This window comes from Paenibacillus sp. FSL M7-1414, from assembly GCF_038003195.1.
Classification (GTDB): domain Bacteria; phylum Bacillota; class Bacilli; order Paenibacillales; family Paenibacillaceae; genus Paenibacillus; species Paenibacillus amylolyticus.
Window position 1 is genome coordinate 4,682,621 of the sequence record NZ_JBBOOS010000001.1, and the last position, 12,777, is coordinate 4,695,397.

At 44.9% G+C, this 12,777-nt stretch carries 17 protein-coding genes; 5 read left to right on the plus strand and 12 right to left on the minus strand.

Annotated features, from left to right (window positions below; genetic code table 11):
• Positions 1-140: 140 nt before the first annotated feature.
• The 3 genes from MHH92_RS20340 to MHH92_RS20350 all read left to right on the plus strand — a co-directional run bounded on the left by MHH92_RS20340 (position 141) and on the right by MHH92_RS20350 (position 1,430).
• On the plus strand, positions 141-398 hold the full coding sequence (locus tag MHH92_RS20340; protein ID WP_340905940.1) for a hypothetical protein: 258 nt from the start codon (positions 141-143) through the stop codon (positions 396-398).
• A 238-nt stretch (positions 399-636) separates the two neighbouring features.
• A complete protein-coding gene (locus MHH92_RS20345; RefSeq protein WP_036614958.1) occupies positions 637-1,080 on the plus strand; it encodes a GNAT family N-acetyltransferase in 444 nt (147 codons plus the stop codon).
• A gap of 113 nt (positions 1,081-1,193) precedes the next feature.
• The gene (locus MHH92_RS20350; protein WP_076211448.1) at positions 1,194-1,430 is read left to right on the plus strand and encodes a DUF3892 domain-containing protein; all 237 of its coding nucleotides are present in this window, start codon (positions 1,194-1,196) and stop codon (positions 1,428-1,430) included.
• Positions 1,431-1,505: 75 nt separating this feature from the next.
• Here the strand turns inward: MHH92_RS20350 and MHH92_RS20355 are convergent, their stop codons facing one another.
• The 4 genes from MHH92_RS20355 to MHH92_RS20370 all read right to left on the minus strand — a co-directional run bounded on the left by MHH92_RS20355 (position 1,506) and on the right by MHH92_RS20370 (position 2,824).
• Complete coding sequence (locus MHH92_RS20355; protein ID WP_340905941.1) at positions 1,506-1,787, minus strand: hypothetical protein; 282 nt, start codon at positions 1,785-1,787, stop codon at positions 1,506-1,508.
• Positions 1,771-1,992: a hypothetical protein gene (locus MHH92_RS20360; RefSeq protein ID WP_017687387.1), complete on the minus strand. Its 222-nt coding sequence runs from the start codon at positions 1,990-1,992 to the stop codon at positions 1,771-1,773. The genes MHH92_RS20355 and MHH92_RS20360 overlap by 17 nt, the downstream gene beginning before the upstream one ends.
• A gap of 146 nt (positions 1,993-2,138) precedes the next feature.
• Positions 2,139-2,459, minus strand: a complete 321-nt coding sequence (locus tag MHH92_RS20365) for a DUF3889 domain-containing protein (RefSeq protein ID WP_036614744.1) — start codon at positions 2,457-2,459, stop codon at positions 2,139-2,141.
• Between the two features lie 56 nt (positions 2,460-2,515).
• The gene (locus MHH92_RS20370; protein ID WP_340905944.1) at positions 2,516-2,824 is read right to left on the minus strand and encodes a hypothetical protein; all 309 of its coding nucleotides are present in this window, start codon (positions 2,822-2,824) and stop codon (positions 2,516-2,518) included.
• Positions 2,825-3,085: 261 nt separating this feature from the next.
• Here MHH92_RS20370 and MHH92_RS20375 point away from each other — a divergent pair, with 261 nt between their 5' ends.
• The gene (locus MHH92_RS20375) at positions 3,086-3,988 is read left to right on the plus strand and encodes a manganese catalase family protein (RefSeq protein WP_340905946.1); all 903 of its coding nucleotides are present in this window, start codon (positions 3,086-3,088) and stop codon (positions 3,986-3,988) included.
• A gap of 225 nt (positions 3,989-4,213) precedes the next feature.
• Here MHH92_RS20375 and MHH92_RS20380 read toward each other — a convergent pair whose 3' ends face one another.
• The 4 genes from MHH92_RS20380 to MHH92_RS20395 form a co-directional block, all read right to left on the minus strand.
• Positions 4,214-4,507: a DUF6809 family protein gene (locus MHH92_RS20380; protein WP_074095811.1), complete on the minus strand. Its 294-nt coding sequence runs from the start codon at positions 4,505-4,507 to the stop codon at positions 4,214-4,216.
• Positions 4,508-4,647: 140 nt separating this feature from the next.
• Positions 4,648-4,827, minus strand: a complete 180-nt coding sequence (locus tag MHH92_RS20385; protein ID WP_017687382.1) for a ribbon-helix-helix domain-containing protein — start codon at positions 4,825-4,827, stop codon at positions 4,648-4,650.
• A gap of 187 nt (positions 4,828-5,014) precedes the next feature.
• Positions 5,015-6,100, minus strand: a complete 1,086-nt coding sequence (locus MHH92_RS20390; RefSeq protein ID WP_340905949.1) for a DUF3626 domain-containing protein — start codon at positions 6,098-6,100, stop codon at positions 5,015-5,017.
• Positions 6,101-6,279: 179 nt separating this feature from the next.
• On the minus strand, positions 6,280-6,861 hold the full coding sequence (locus MHH92_RS20395) for a DUF3221 domain-containing protein (RefSeq protein ID WP_340905950.1): 582 nt from the start codon (positions 6,859-6,861) through the stop codon (positions 6,280-6,282).
• Positions 6,862-7,056: 195 nt separating this feature from the next.
• Here MHH92_RS20395 and MHH92_RS20400 point away from each other — a divergent pair, with 195 nt between their 5' ends.
• Positions 7,057-7,971, plus strand: coding sequence for a carboxypeptidase-like regulatory domain-containing protein (locus tag MHH92_RS20400; protein ID WP_340905953.1), 915 nt, complete (start codon positions 7,057-7,059; stop codon positions 7,969-7,971).
• Positions 7,972-8,176: 205 nt separating this feature from the next.
• Here MHH92_RS20400 and MHH92_RS20405 read toward each other — a convergent pair whose 3' ends face one another.
• From MHH92_RS20405 to MHH92_RS20420, 4 genes are all read right to left on the minus strand, one after another.
• Positions 8,177-8,506: a hypothetical protein gene (locus tag MHH92_RS20405; RefSeq protein ID WP_340905954.1), complete on the minus strand. Its 330-nt coding sequence runs from the start codon at positions 8,504-8,506 to the stop codon at positions 8,177-8,179.
• Positions 8,507-8,742: 236 nt separating this feature from the next.
• The gene (locus MHH92_RS20410) at positions 8,743-10,458 is read right to left on the minus strand and encodes an ABC transporter ATP-binding protein (protein WP_340905955.1); all 1,716 of its coding nucleotides are present in this window, start codon (positions 10,456-10,458) and stop codon (positions 8,743-8,745) included.
• A gap of 44 nt (positions 10,459-10,502) precedes the next feature.
• Positions 10,503-11,534, minus strand: coding sequence for a FecCD family ABC transporter permease (locus MHH92_RS20415; protein WP_237174416.1), 1,032 nt, complete (start codon positions 11,532-11,534; stop codon positions 10,503-10,505).
• A 2-nt stretch (positions 11,535-11,536) separates the two neighbouring features.
• The gene (locus MHH92_RS20420; protein WP_036614761.1) at positions 11,537-12,592 is read right to left on the minus strand and encodes a FecCD family ABC transporter permease; all 1,056 of its coding nucleotides are present in this window, start codon (positions 12,590-12,592) and stop codon (positions 11,537-11,539) included.
• Positions 12,593-12,777 lie beyond the last annotated feature (185 nt).

The following is a 12,777-nucleotide window of genomic DNA, read 5'->3' on the forward strand; positions in this document are numbered from 1 at the left end:
TATATAATTGTTTCCCAATCAAGTAACAGTATCATATCAAGTAACCGTGTTCATTGTCAATGATTTATTTGGTTATAATTCACCCGAAATGGTGCACAATAAAGGAAAGATTACCATTTCTACAACGAGGTGAATTCCCTATGAGAAACATAACAAAACGGTCAAAATCTAATAAACATGCATTTACCAAATGCTTCTTTCTCTTTGCTGGGCTTATGATTCTCAGTACAACCGTTACTGGTTGCGGCTTGGAGAAGGATGAACATACGGTACAATTCCAACAATTACAACAGCCCAATGAAAATAGTGAGTCTCTGCCCGTCTGGCTGGACGTATACTCCAAATCTGTAATTCAAGATGTGTATTCTCCGCGAGGAAGCAGTGAAGTCTTGCCGTGAAGGTTAACAGGTGAATTACTCGTCTTCATCCCACTTGCGTGAGTATGCTTTCTTCGTAACGTAATACAACAGAGTAATCATTCCCGCCGACATTAGCAATGTAATTACCATGATGCCTGTCATGCCCATCACTACCCCCTCCTCTCCCAATATGTTCCAGACTTCACTATACAGGAAAAACATTTTTTTGTATAATTCAGTCTGATATGTCGCGCAAGAGCAGAAAGAAGGAATGGAATTGGCAGCTGAGATTAGTTATGTATCGACAGAAGAACAACTGGAGCAAGCCCTGGGAATTCGCCATCACGTTTTTGTTATTGAGCAACAGGTGCCTGCCGAGATTGAGATTGATCAATATGATGTCATCAGTCCGGATGTGCATCATGTATTGTTAAGTACGGATGGCCAAGCTGTAGCCACAGGACGTCTGATCTATTACAGCAAGGATACGGCCAAAATGCAGCGAATCGCAGTGCTTGAATCTCATCGTTCATTTGGTTATGGACGTGTGCTTCTGCTCGCGATGGAGGAGCTGGCACGTGAACTCGGCTTATCCTATTCTGTACTGGATGCGCAGTGTCAGGCACAGAAATTCTATGAAAAACTGGGTTATGAAGTGATTTCGGAAGAACCTTTTTATGATGCAGATATTCTGCATGTTCGTATGAGAAAGAGCCTGTAAAACCTCCGCGTTGGCAGGTCTTTATTAGCATATGGTGCATACTTCCGATGAATTGGGATAGGCTAATCAGGTAAGCAGATTCCTATCTCGTCATATAAGGAGAGTGTGACATCATGGATCAAACGACACGCGAGAGTTTCACAGCCGTACAGAAAAATGGTGACGGTGACCTGACAGCCTTTCAGACTTCAGCAGGACGCGTACTGGATTATCAGCAGGCACTTGCAGAAGTACAGGCTGGCGCTATTGCCGGTGTGAATGTATTTAAAGGCAAGGATGGCGAAATGTACATTCGCGGCGATGCCGACGGTGACCCAACCAACAACCTGGACCAACTTCCCCATTTCTAAAATAGATGCACATGTCGTACATGTGACACAATAAGCGCCGATCCGGATATCCGGGTTGGCGTTTTCTTATTAGAATTAATAGTCCGTAAAATATTTTACGGAATCACCGGAAGGTTGGCTTTTGCGAATCGGCTGTTGTACCTGTTCCCATGCCTGTAAAATCTGTATTCCTTCGAGATTAGACCGGTTCTCCCAGGCGATGTGCCCGGTGCGTTCAAGCTCCAGCAAAGACTCATGAATGTAAGCTCTGCTTCGTCCTGTCTTGTTCTCCAGTTCATCCATACGCGGCACCCTGCGCCGTTGTCCTGCATAGTTCACCATAATACGCAAAATCTTGCGTTCAAAGTCGTTCAGCATACTTTACCTCCCCATTCAGATCGGTAACAGGACGCCATGCCAGAATACCTTGCTCCAGAAATGTTCGGGGTGAGCCTTCTTTTCCCGCTGATGCTCTAATCATCCCGCCACGTACACTGTTAATTCGAATCTGTCGCTGCGTAATCTGCCCTGCACGATCCATGTAGACAAGCTCCACCATCTGGCCAATATATTTCCCTAGCATAATCATCCCTCCGATAAGAACGTTTGTTTGTATTTCATATTATATGCGAACATAAGTTCTTTATTCAATAGTAAAAAAAGGATTTTGTAAAATAAAAAAAACCAGACTTTCACCTTAATGATTAAGGCAGTCTGGTTCATAACGGATCAGTGCCGATCCGATTCGGAAAATTGTACTTTCTTTAATTGCTGTGTAGATGGATTAAAATCAACATTTACATAGACTGCGAATTGTTTGCCGTCTTTCGCACGAACCCATAGCTTGAACTGTTCCCGTGATTGATCTGCTGTTAGAGAGGTGCGACCGATATGCTTATAGTCCAAAATATCCACATTATACTTGGTCTGTGTTTCTTTGACCGCAATAATTCCCCACTTCGCATAATCAGGGATGGCGGCGCCTGTGCCTGATGTAATTCCGGCTAAACTCAGGACTACCGACATGACGGTAACGATGAGCATTCTCATTTCACTCACTCCTTGGGACAATATGTTTCTGTTATATTGCCCGTCCGGGTTTCATTTTACACGAATAAACGAAAGATCCAGGCCAGTGGCCGTAGGGAAAAAGGAACCACATGAACAAGCCGATCAAACGAATCAGGAGGCTCCGTCCGGAAACTCATTCCCCAGTCACCCGAGAAAAAGTGTTGTTGTGTCTTCGGCTCCTCAGGACGTTCCAACCCGTATTTCTTTTCAAGCCTTTGCCTAGTTTGTTCATCCACCTGAACCTCGTTCGTAACGTCATATGCTGTGGCAGGCTCGCTGCTTATGTACATCTGAATCATTAGAAACATTACAATCCCAACTATTTGTACCCAACGCTTGTTCATCTCTTACTCCTTTATGGATTCATGACTCTCTTCTCTTGTACGTGAAGACTCGTTTGAATGTTTGATTATACATAAATTTGACCGTATTGGAAATAACAAATGGGAGAAGAGTTGGGGCATGCGTTATGCGATGCTTAAGTCCCATTTGGTTGATTTTTTGTTTAAAAAACCCAATAGACGTGTAATAGGCCATGACAGAGTGACTCCACGATCTGAAACTCTACACGATCTGCAATACCAATATGAGGAGGTTACACCCGAATGTTCAAACGCTTGGATGAAATCCTGATTGAGATTCCCAATGTCGAGAAGCCAGATCCGAATGCTGCGGCAGCTATACAAGAATTACTCGGCGGCAAATTCGGAGAAATGTCAACGTTGAACAACTACCTCTATCAATCATTTAATTTTCGATCCAAAGAAAAGCTGAAGCCCTTCTATGACCTCGTCATGAGCATTACGGCCGAAGAATTGGGTCATGTTGAACTCGTGTCTCATGGCATTAACAAATGCCTCCGAGGTTCAACCGAGTACAAAGAACCCGACGATACACCGCTAGGTTCCGTGAAAGATGCTCGTCTGTCGTATCACTACCTGGCAGGTGCACAAGGCGCAATGCCTTTTGACTCTATGGGTAATCCATGGACGGGAGCAAACGTCTTCAACAGTGGTAACCTGGTCGAGGATCTGCTGCATAACTTCTTCCTAGAATGTGGCGCTCGTACCCATAAAATGAAAGTATATGAGATGACGGATCACCCGGCAGCGCGGGAAGTGGTTGGTTTCCTGCTGGTACGTGGCGGCGTGCATGTTGTCGCATATGCAAAAGCACTTGAGATTGCAACTGGCGTAAATGTGACCAAGCTGGTTCCTATTCCTTCACTGAACAACAAAGCCTTCAACGAGGCTCGCAAATATGAAGAAAAAGGGGTACACACCAAGCTGTACACCTATAGTGATAAAGATTTCAATACGATCGGCCAGATCTGGAAAGGAACTCACCCCGAAGATGGACAACCTCTTGAAGTCATCCAAGGGATACCTGAAGGATTCCCGATTCCAGAAGCCCCTGGGGTCGAGGAAGAATTTGCACCGGGCATCTCACAAGAAGACTTTAAGGAGATTGCACGTCGTCTGAAAATGGCGGGGAATATTGCGGATTAAGGAACAATTTTGTTTAACAGGTTCTTTCCCTATATATAGATTTTTTAACTCTATGTTTAAGTGAAGCCCTCGAACCCTGCTGCTGAATGCAGAGAGGATTTGGGGGCTTTGTTATAATCAACTTATGATACAATTTTATGATGAAAAATGAGTATGTTATATGCACGTCATTTCCTGAGAATTTAGCTTTAAAAGTAAATCTGATCTCTGCTCACATCGTTAAACTTAGTTAAACTCCAACACCGATTCCTCACGCTGGCTCATGACTTCAATTAACATGTTGGCACCCAGACGAAAACCTTGTGCAAACGCTGCTTCCGTATGCATGCCCTCACATCTGCCACACAAGTCAAATAACTGTTCAAGCTCACGGAATTCTTCCTCGCTCAATCGATTCTTCCACTGCTCTGTCAGAGCTGCAATCTGCCGTCCTAACGCTTGGTATTCAGGATGTGTCGGCATCATCATCTCATCCGGTCGAAGTCGTCCATTATATAATGCTTCTAATATCGAATTCATGTGCATCCTCCTGTATATCAATTCGCACCTCACTTGAATGAACGTTCTGCACATGGTAGGATATTTATGCAGTCGCTCATTCAAGTGATTGCGTGATAGGAAGCAGCGTGTTCTTCGCGGGACTAGCGCTGCTTCCTTTTTTACTTTTGGAGTTCGTCGTAAATCTTCTCAATCCCTTTGCGAACGATGTCTGATCGATTCGTATTCAGCTTCTCAGCCGAAATATCGAGCTTGTTCATAATTTCCTCGTCAACACGTATCTCAATCGTTCTGCTTTTGGGTTTGTCAGATTTAGGCCGCCCCATCTTTTTGGCGGACATTGCTTCACCTCTTTTTTTGTCCTGACATTAATATATTATCGTCCGGACAAAAAGTCAATTCAATTGTAAAACATACGTTCGTTTTTATGACAGTAGATTCATAGATAAAATGTATAGTCTGTAATCCGTTTGAATGATAAAAAACAACCTTGAACGGCTAGGCGCTCAAGGTCGTTAGAGTACTATTTCACTCTTCCATTGGCTTTCCATATCTCACTAAGACATGCCAGAGTAATTTTAACTCTTGTAGAACTTCTTTGTAGGTTCCTCTATCACTCCAATGGCTTGGGTTTCGTTTCAAGTCCATAGCTGCAGAACCAATGATATTTGCATCAATCAAATCACTTTTTGCAATTCTCTTGGCTAGCGAAGGCATCGAAGGACCTCGAAAATCCATAGGAATGTCATCAACCAATAGTGTAAAGCCCATGTGCCAGTGGAGATCAATGGAATACTTTAAACATATCTGCTCTAAGATTCTTCCTGTATGGGTGCCTTTAAATGATGGGTCGGCAACAAGCAACTCTACATCTTTTTCAAGGGAAATATCACCATGAACCTGAGCTTCGATATAATGGTCCAGATCTCGGTTTGGCTCTTGGTTTGATGGATTTTGGAATGGTTTCTCAAGATTGACAAGCATATGGTCGATTAACTTTTGAACCGATAAATTTCTTTCACCAATGGCAAAACCACTATAGAATACATCCCTCATGAGAGCAGCCAAGATAAGGTCAAACTCCTCATACGTTCCCTTTTCCTCGGGGTCTTGGTGAGAATCCAAATATGTATACGTGCAACGTTGAGAGACCTCAGTGGATAAAAGGAAGTAACATGATCCAAAACGCGGAGCAGGTCCATCGGGATGTACCATGACATTGAGTGCCCCATACTTGGGTCGTTCGCTATTGGTTGAGCCATTTATTTGGTACGCTCCGCCAAACATTTTATTTTCCCAAACGTCACGTTCACCACCTGAAAATGCGGATACACTTTCATTCGATAAGAAAGTCTCAAACTGATTTTTATAAACTCCCTGCTCAAGTAGCGCTTCAGCAACGCTTTTAATGGTCGGATCTAATCGATCTGGGTGAAAGTGTAGCGCGATACTTGCATGAGATTTTAGTTTGGTGATAGCATCTTCAAATGTCTTCAGCTCGATGTTGGACATACGAAGGATTTCCCTAATGGTTTGCTCCGCCTCATTTTTGCGGCTTCTTGCATAATTGGTTACATGCTCTTGAGCTAATTGCTGAGACCTTGATAGTTCCATGGGCAGAGGAGTCCTTTCCCTTTTTATAGAATCATAATACATGATGGACAGTGAGGGAACTTACAGGCGTTTCAAAAATCATGATAGCTTGCAATGAATCTAATCCACATCATCTCTTTCAATTTGAATCATATTCATGTGCAAAGCGGTTCCTCCACCATCATAAAGCTATGAACCCCTTATTCTCCGCCTTGTGTCTTAACTTTCTCCTCATCATTCACGGTCACATGAACTACTTGCCCTTCATTCGCTGTCATCGCATCTCGAATAAGAAGGGTCCATGTCCCTGAATCTGCATCAAACCGCTTGTCCTCAATGACTGGAACACGGATGTTCTCTGCACCAGGTGAAAGAAGTCCGCTACGAATCGCATCCGCATCCGTCATATGCGCACCATCCGGTGCCACTGGACAAGATACCGCTATCTTTTCTGCTCTGGCCTGCCCAGGATAGGGTTCATTTTCCGGGCCTCCATCCGTCCAGACTTCAACATAGGAACCGATCTGTGGATCAGGCGCATTGGAGAACCATTTTGCTGGATAATACCGACTGTTTCCTCCATTGGAACTGTAATCTTCAAATACGGGATCAACAACAAGAATGGAATCGTCTTTACGTTCAACCACATAACCAGAGAAGCCCTTTTCTGTCGGTAAATTTGCAATAGTTTGTGCTGACTTGCATTCGTTTGATCCGGCACATCCCGTAAGACCTAGTATCCAGATCGAGAGCATTGTACAAACGATACGAAGATTAGACACCTCTTAGTTCCCCCTCTAACAGCGTTCACTTTCTACTTCTTATTGCTGACGTCCCAGATCAGCTTATTGTTGCATAACAATGGAGCCAACTTTGAGTGTTAGATTTACAAATACACCCAAAAGTCCTCTTGTTTTCTCTTGATACAAAACGTATCATTTATATTGGTAATATAATTAATGAGGGGGAAACCATGTATGATCCAAAGTCCAAAAGGGGTAATTCAATCATTCATGCTATGTATTTTTACTATCTTACTTTACATTACATATGCTGAAACATCTCATGCTGCTGGTCCAGTGGCGTCACCTTCCAATTACGAGGACGATATCAACCTACCGGCTGTTGTTTATGGAAAAATTACGGATAGAGTAGGAAATGTGGTCCCCCACGCCAATGTTGAATATGAACTCAATCATCTAGGAGAAATAACGAAATATAGTACAGTAGCAGATGAGAACGGAAATTACCATATTGAGGCTGTTGTACGAGATTCTACAGATATGTATTTGTACGTCAGTGCAGATGGTTTCATCACCTACATTTCATATAATAAATACGATACCTTCACGCTAAGACCTGGTGATGAGGTGAAACATGACATCCAGTTATATGAGCCTTCCACAATCATAGGCACGGTAAAAGACCAGACTGGCCAGCCCATCGCTGGCGCTAAAATTCAAGTTACAAGTATCCCATACCTGATCGAGACAGATGAAAATGGCAGATATACCGTAACGGGAATTGATTACGATTATAGTGCAAACATTGCAATGTGGGTTGATAGTGACAACTATGTTCCCTACGTGGAAGATCGTATATACATCCGAGCAGGTGAAACGATCCAAATCGACGTAGTGTTAGAAGAGGCCGCACATGTAAGGGGACAGGTGGTTGATGAAAACGGGGTACCCATGCCTGGGGTTAGAATAAGTGGTAATCCTACAAGAACAACGACTGATGCTCAAGGATACTTCATTCTCAGACGTACTATGGCAGGTTCAGTCGCACTAGCCGCAGACTTTACAGGGTATCCAAGACACATAGTATTAGTAGATTTGGTCCCAGGAGACCATAACACAGTTAATTTTGTTCTTAAAAAGAATCCATGAACCTTGGGTTCTTTTACAATAACCTTAGCATAACCTCTGAGTAGTCTTGCATGGTCATCTATCGTATTGTAAAACTGAATTTCCAGTATGTACTCATAAACTAACCCAAAGACTCATGATGAATTCTCTATACGAATTCGGTCATGAGCCTTTCCTTATGTCCAAGCATGCAGATGTGACCATCGTAAACAGGTTATTAAACCATTCACTTCTTTATATCCCTTTTGTACACGTACCTTCCCCATACCACCAAAGCCGCACACAACAAGATCACACAATAAGCCCATACAAAAAACATGGCAAGCCCCAACCCGATGTTGGCATCCAGGCGCTTATCAAAGATCTCTGTGTATAGTGAAAAACCGAGTGGCACGGCGCCAACAATGAAAAGTCCAATGGACCATCCACCCCAGCGTTGGAAACCGGACCCCGCACGAGTACTGGAAAGTTTGCGAATTCCTTGAGTCAGTAGCCACCAAATCAGAATAAATAATAGACAGGTTATAAGAATTTTCAGCATATCGTTCAACTGCATATCGTGTACCTCCTATATCTTGCAAGATGATGAACATATCTTACACGTTAAGTGTTCTCTTTACTATATTACCCGTTTCCATATCCATGATCACAGACAGTCTATGCTGCAGCACTCCCGACCAACCCATACGCTAATCATGAAAAAGAAAATAACGCCACCGTGCTGACTCCTTCCAAGTCATGAACGATGGCGTTACTTCTCGTATTTACATTGTTACATCCACATCGAACGGGTTACGCACCAAACTGCGCATAGTGCAGACGGCTATATACTCCACCTGCCGCAAGCAGTTCTTCATGGCGTCCCTGCTCCGTAATGCCTTGTTCAGCAACGACAATAATGCGGTCTGCATTTTTGATCGTAGCCAATCGGTGGGCAATGACCAATGTGGTCCGTCCTTCGGACAACTCAGCCAGCGATTGCTGGATTGCTGCTTCCGTTTCTGTATCCAACGCGGATGTGGCTTCGTCCAAGATCAGAATTGGCGGGTTTTTCAGGAACATACGGGCAATCGATAAGCGCTGTTTCTGTCCCCCGGACAGTTTCACGCCGCGTTCACCAATTAACGTATCCAGCCCTTCCGGCATGGACTGAATCAAAGGTTCCATCTGTGCACGCCTTGCGGCCATCCAGATTTCTTCTTCGGATGCATTTAGCTTGCCGTAGGCAATATTCTCCCGAATGGATCCATCGAAGAGGAACACGTCCTGTTGTACAATTCCGATATGACTACGCAAGGAGTCCAGTGTCATATCCTGTATCTCCTGCCCATCGATCGTGATGCGACCTTCCAGCACATCATAGAACCGTGGCAGCAGACTGCATAGCGTTGTTTTACCTGCCCCCGATGGACCGACAAGCGCTACGGTTTCACCTGCACGTACGTTTAGATCAATACCTTTGAGCACAGGCTCCTGATCCGAATAACCAAAGGTCACTTGCTCATAACGGATATCTCCACGCAAATGGGATACTGTAACGGCTCCTGGACGATCTTCCACATCCGGTTCCATATCAAGCAGCTCCGTATAACGTTTGAAGCCTGCAATCCCTTTTGGATACGTCTCAATAACCGAGTTGATCTTCTGAATTGGTGTCAGGAACACATTGGACAACATAATAAATGCAATGAACTGACCGTAGGTCATACTGCCTTGAATAACAAACCATGTTCCACATACCAGGACAAAGAGAGATACCAGCTTCATCAGCATATAACTGACAGAGGAGTTCCAGGCCATGATTTTGTATGCGATTAGCTTGGTCTGACGGAAACGACCGTTGTTCACAGCGAATTGTGCTTTTTCATGCTCTTCATTAGCAAAAGCCTGAACAACACGGATACCCGTAATATTGTTCTCTACACGAGCGTTGAAGTCCGCAATATCTCCAAACATTCGGCTGAATGCCTTGGACATTTTGCTACCAAAGTAGAGCGACAGATAAATAATCAGCGGAACGATGATAAAGGTTAACACTGCCAGATTCCCGTTAATGCTCATCATGATGCTGAATGCACCAATTAGCGTCATGACCGCGATAAATACATCCTCTGGACCATGATGGGCAATCTCACCGATATCCATCAGGTCGTTAGTCATGCGGGACACGAGGTGTCCTGTTTTTGTATTATCGAAGAAACGGAACGATAACTTCTGCACATGATTGAACAGACTTTTACGCATATCCGTCTCAATGTTAATACCCAGCTTGTGTCCCCAATAGGTAACCACGAAGTTCAAAAATGAATTCAATAAGTAGATGCCGAGCAATGCCAGACACGCCCATAGAATCCAGTCCCAGCGGCCGCCTGGCAGCAGATCATCGACTACCCGGTTGACTGCCAGTGGAAAAGCCAGCTCCAGCAGGGCGACTAAAATCGCACAACTGAAGTCAAGAATAAAGAGCTTTTTGTAAGGCCTATAATAGGCAAAGAAACGGCGAAGCATGGACTGAAGTCCTCCTTATGCAACCACACAATGGTGATTACGTTCTATTTCGTCTTGCTTAAGAGGTACAGGAAGTATGGCGCACCAATAATGGCAACCAGGATCCCCGCAGGAATCTCCGAAGGCTGCAGGATGACACGACCCAGCGTATCTGCAACCAGCACAAGCAATGAACCAATCAGCGCAGATGCGGGTAACAGGAATTGATGTTTTGGACCCACCAGACGACGTGCCAAATGCGGTCCGATCAGACCTACAAAACCGATCCCCCCACTCACAGATACACATGAGCCGGCAAGTCCTACAGCAGCCGCAAGCAAAATCAGTCGCTCACGCTCAACCGGAGTCCCGAGTCCGCTTGCCGTCTGGTCCCCCAGATTCAGTACGTTCAATACACGTGCCTTATACAGAACAAGCGGGACAAGAATAATAAGAAACGGTAGCAATGCCGTTACAAATTTCCAGTTCGAACCCCAGATGCTGCCTGCCATCCAGGTAGCTACAAATTGATACTTTTCCGGACTAAGCCGTAACGTAAGCACGATCATGGCAGAACTGATTCCCGCCGCTACCCCGATCCCCGTAAGCAACATACGCGTAGGCAGGATGCCCTCTCCTTTTTTGTAAGAGAGAATGTAGATCAGAAATGCAGCAAAACCAGAACCGATCAGGGCCAGAATTGGCAAAAGAAATACCGGCGCTGCTGTCGTTGTCGGGAAAAAGGAAACAAATAACATAACGACCAGACCAGCACCTGCATTAATCCCGAGGATCCCCGGATCTGCCAACGCATTCCGAGATACTCCCTGCAAAATACAACCAGATAATGCAAGTCCGGCCCCGACCAGCACCGAAATCACAATCCGTGGCAGACGGAATTCAAACAGGATCAATTCCTGTTTCGCCGTGCCTCCACCAAACAGGGTTCGCAACACCTCAAGCGGCGAAAGCTTGGTAAAACCTGTGTTCATGCTCACCACAAAAGCCGTAATAATTAATAGGGCAAGCACAATGAGGACAATCGTACTCTTGGTTCTCTTCTTGCGCTCTGCTCCAACTATTGTTGAGGATTCCATCGTTACAGAGTCCTCCTTTCTTTACGCGCCAGATACAGGAAGAATGGTACCCCGATGAGGGCAACCAATGCGCCAATTGGCGTCTCGTACGGCGGGTTAATCATACGTGCAGCCAGATCCGCAAATACAAGCAACAGACTGCCCATCACAGCGGAACATGGAATAATCCAGCGATAATCGACCCCAACCAGCTTCCGCGTGAGATGGGGAATAATGAGTCCAACAAAACCGACCGCACCCACCACGGACACAGCTGTACCCGCGAGAATCAGTACAACAATCAGGCCTATGAGCTTGATCAGCCCAGTACGTTGCCCCAAGCCCACCGCAATATCTTCTCCTAGACTAAGCAGAGTAATGGAACGGGAGATGAGAAGACCTGCGATCAGTGCCGCGAGTACCCAGGGGAACATGACCTCAAGTTGAGACCACTTCGTTCCGGCTACACCACCAGCTGTCCAGAAAGCCAAATCTTGTCCAATTCTGAAATATAATGCAATCCCTTCACTGAGTGCCGACAACATCGCAGATACAGCCGCACCTGCAAGCACAAGGCGTAGTGGCGTAAGACCTGATTTGGAAGCTGCACCAAAACCATACACCAACAGGACACCAAGCCCTGCTCCAAGGAAGGAATACATGATGATATACATAAATGGCAAGCCAGGGAAGAAGGCAAAACAAACTGCAAGTGCAAATCCAGCTCCTGCATTTAACCCAAGCAGACCTGAATCGGCCAGCGGGTTACGAGTCATGCCCTGCATGATCGCACCAGCTACAGCGAAACATGCACCTACCATTGCTCCTCCAAGGATACGTGGTAATCGAATCTCCCATATGATCTGATGTGGAGTCAACTCAGGATTGAAATCAAAGATAGCCTTCCAGACTACACTAAGCTTAATATCAGCAGCGCCAAATGAAATGGACAACGCCATACCCAGAGCGAGTAGCAAAACTCCCCCTGTAAGAATAAGTGTGGCTGCCCACGGACGAGTGTGTATCTTCGCTGTGGGTGAATCCGGATTATGTTTTTCTGGTGAAGCTTGTGAACTCATACGCGCCCACCCTCGTTATGAGTGGAGCTGCTCAAACCTATGTACATAACAATCACCTCTCTATAAATACCGAACTTTAATGATATTGATTCTCATTCCCATAGACCATTGTAAGTGAATCCACCGGCTCTGGCAATGGACAAATAGGACATGTTTATTGCATATATGAATATTTGCACACAATT

Coding starts and splice junctions, on each gene's coding strand:
- MHH92_RS20340 (WP_340905940.1), top strand. CDS start 141: ATGAGAAACATAACAAAACGGTCAAAATCTAATAAACATGCATTTACC.
- MHH92_RS20350 (WP_076211448.1), top strand. CDS start 1,194: ATGGATCAAACGACACGCGAGAGTTTCACAGCCGTACAGAAAAATGGT.
- MHH92_RS20355 (WP_340905941.1), bottom strand. CDS start 1,787: ATGCTGAACGACTTTGAACGCAAGATTTTGCGTATTATGGTGAACTAT.
- MHH92_RS20360 (WP_017687387.1), bottom strand. CDS start 1,992: ATGCTAGGGAAATATATTGGCCAGATGGTGGAGCTTGTCTACATGGAT.
- MHH92_RS20365 (WP_036614744.1), bottom strand. CDS start 2,459: ATGAGAATGCTCATCGTTACCGTCATGTCGGTAGTCCTGAGTTTAGCC.
- MHH92_RS20370 (WP_340905944.1), bottom strand. CDS start 2,824: ATGAACAAGCGTTGGGTACAAATAGTTGGGATTGTAATGTTTCTAATG.
- MHH92_RS20375 (WP_340905946.1), top strand. CDS start 3,086: ATGTTCAAACGCTTGGATGAAATCCTGATTGAGATTCCCAATGTCGAG.
- MHH92_RS20380 (WP_074095811.1), bottom strand. CDS start 4,507: ATGAATTCGATATTAGAAGCATTATATAATGGACGACTTCGACCGGAT.
- MHH92_RS20385 (WP_017687382.1), bottom strand. CDS start 4,827: ATGTCCGCCAAAAAGATGGGGCGGCCTAAATCTGACAAACCCAAAAGC.
- MHH92_RS20390 (WP_340905949.1), bottom strand. CDS start 6,100: ATGGAACTATCAAGGTCTCAGCAATTAGCTCAAGAGCATGTAACCAAT.
- MHH92_RS20400 (WP_340905953.1), top strand. CDS start 7,057: ATGATCCAAAGTCCAAAAGGGGTAATTCAATCATTCATGCTATGTATT.
- MHH92_RS20405 (WP_340905954.1), bottom strand. CDS start 8,506: ATGCAGTTGAACGATATGCTGAAAATTCTTATAACCTGTCTATTATTT.
- MHH92_RS20410 (WP_340905955.1), bottom strand. CDS start 10,458: ATGCTTCGCCGTTTCTTTGCCTATTATAGGCCTTACAAAAAGCTCTTT.
- MHH92_RS20415 (WP_237174416.1), bottom strand. CDS start 11,534: ATGGAATCCTCAACAATAGTTGGAGCAGAGCGCAAGAAGAGAACCAAG.
- MHH92_RS20420 (WP_036614761.1), bottom strand. CDS start 12,592: ATGAGTTCACAAGCTTCACCAGAAAAACATAATCCGGATTCACCCACA.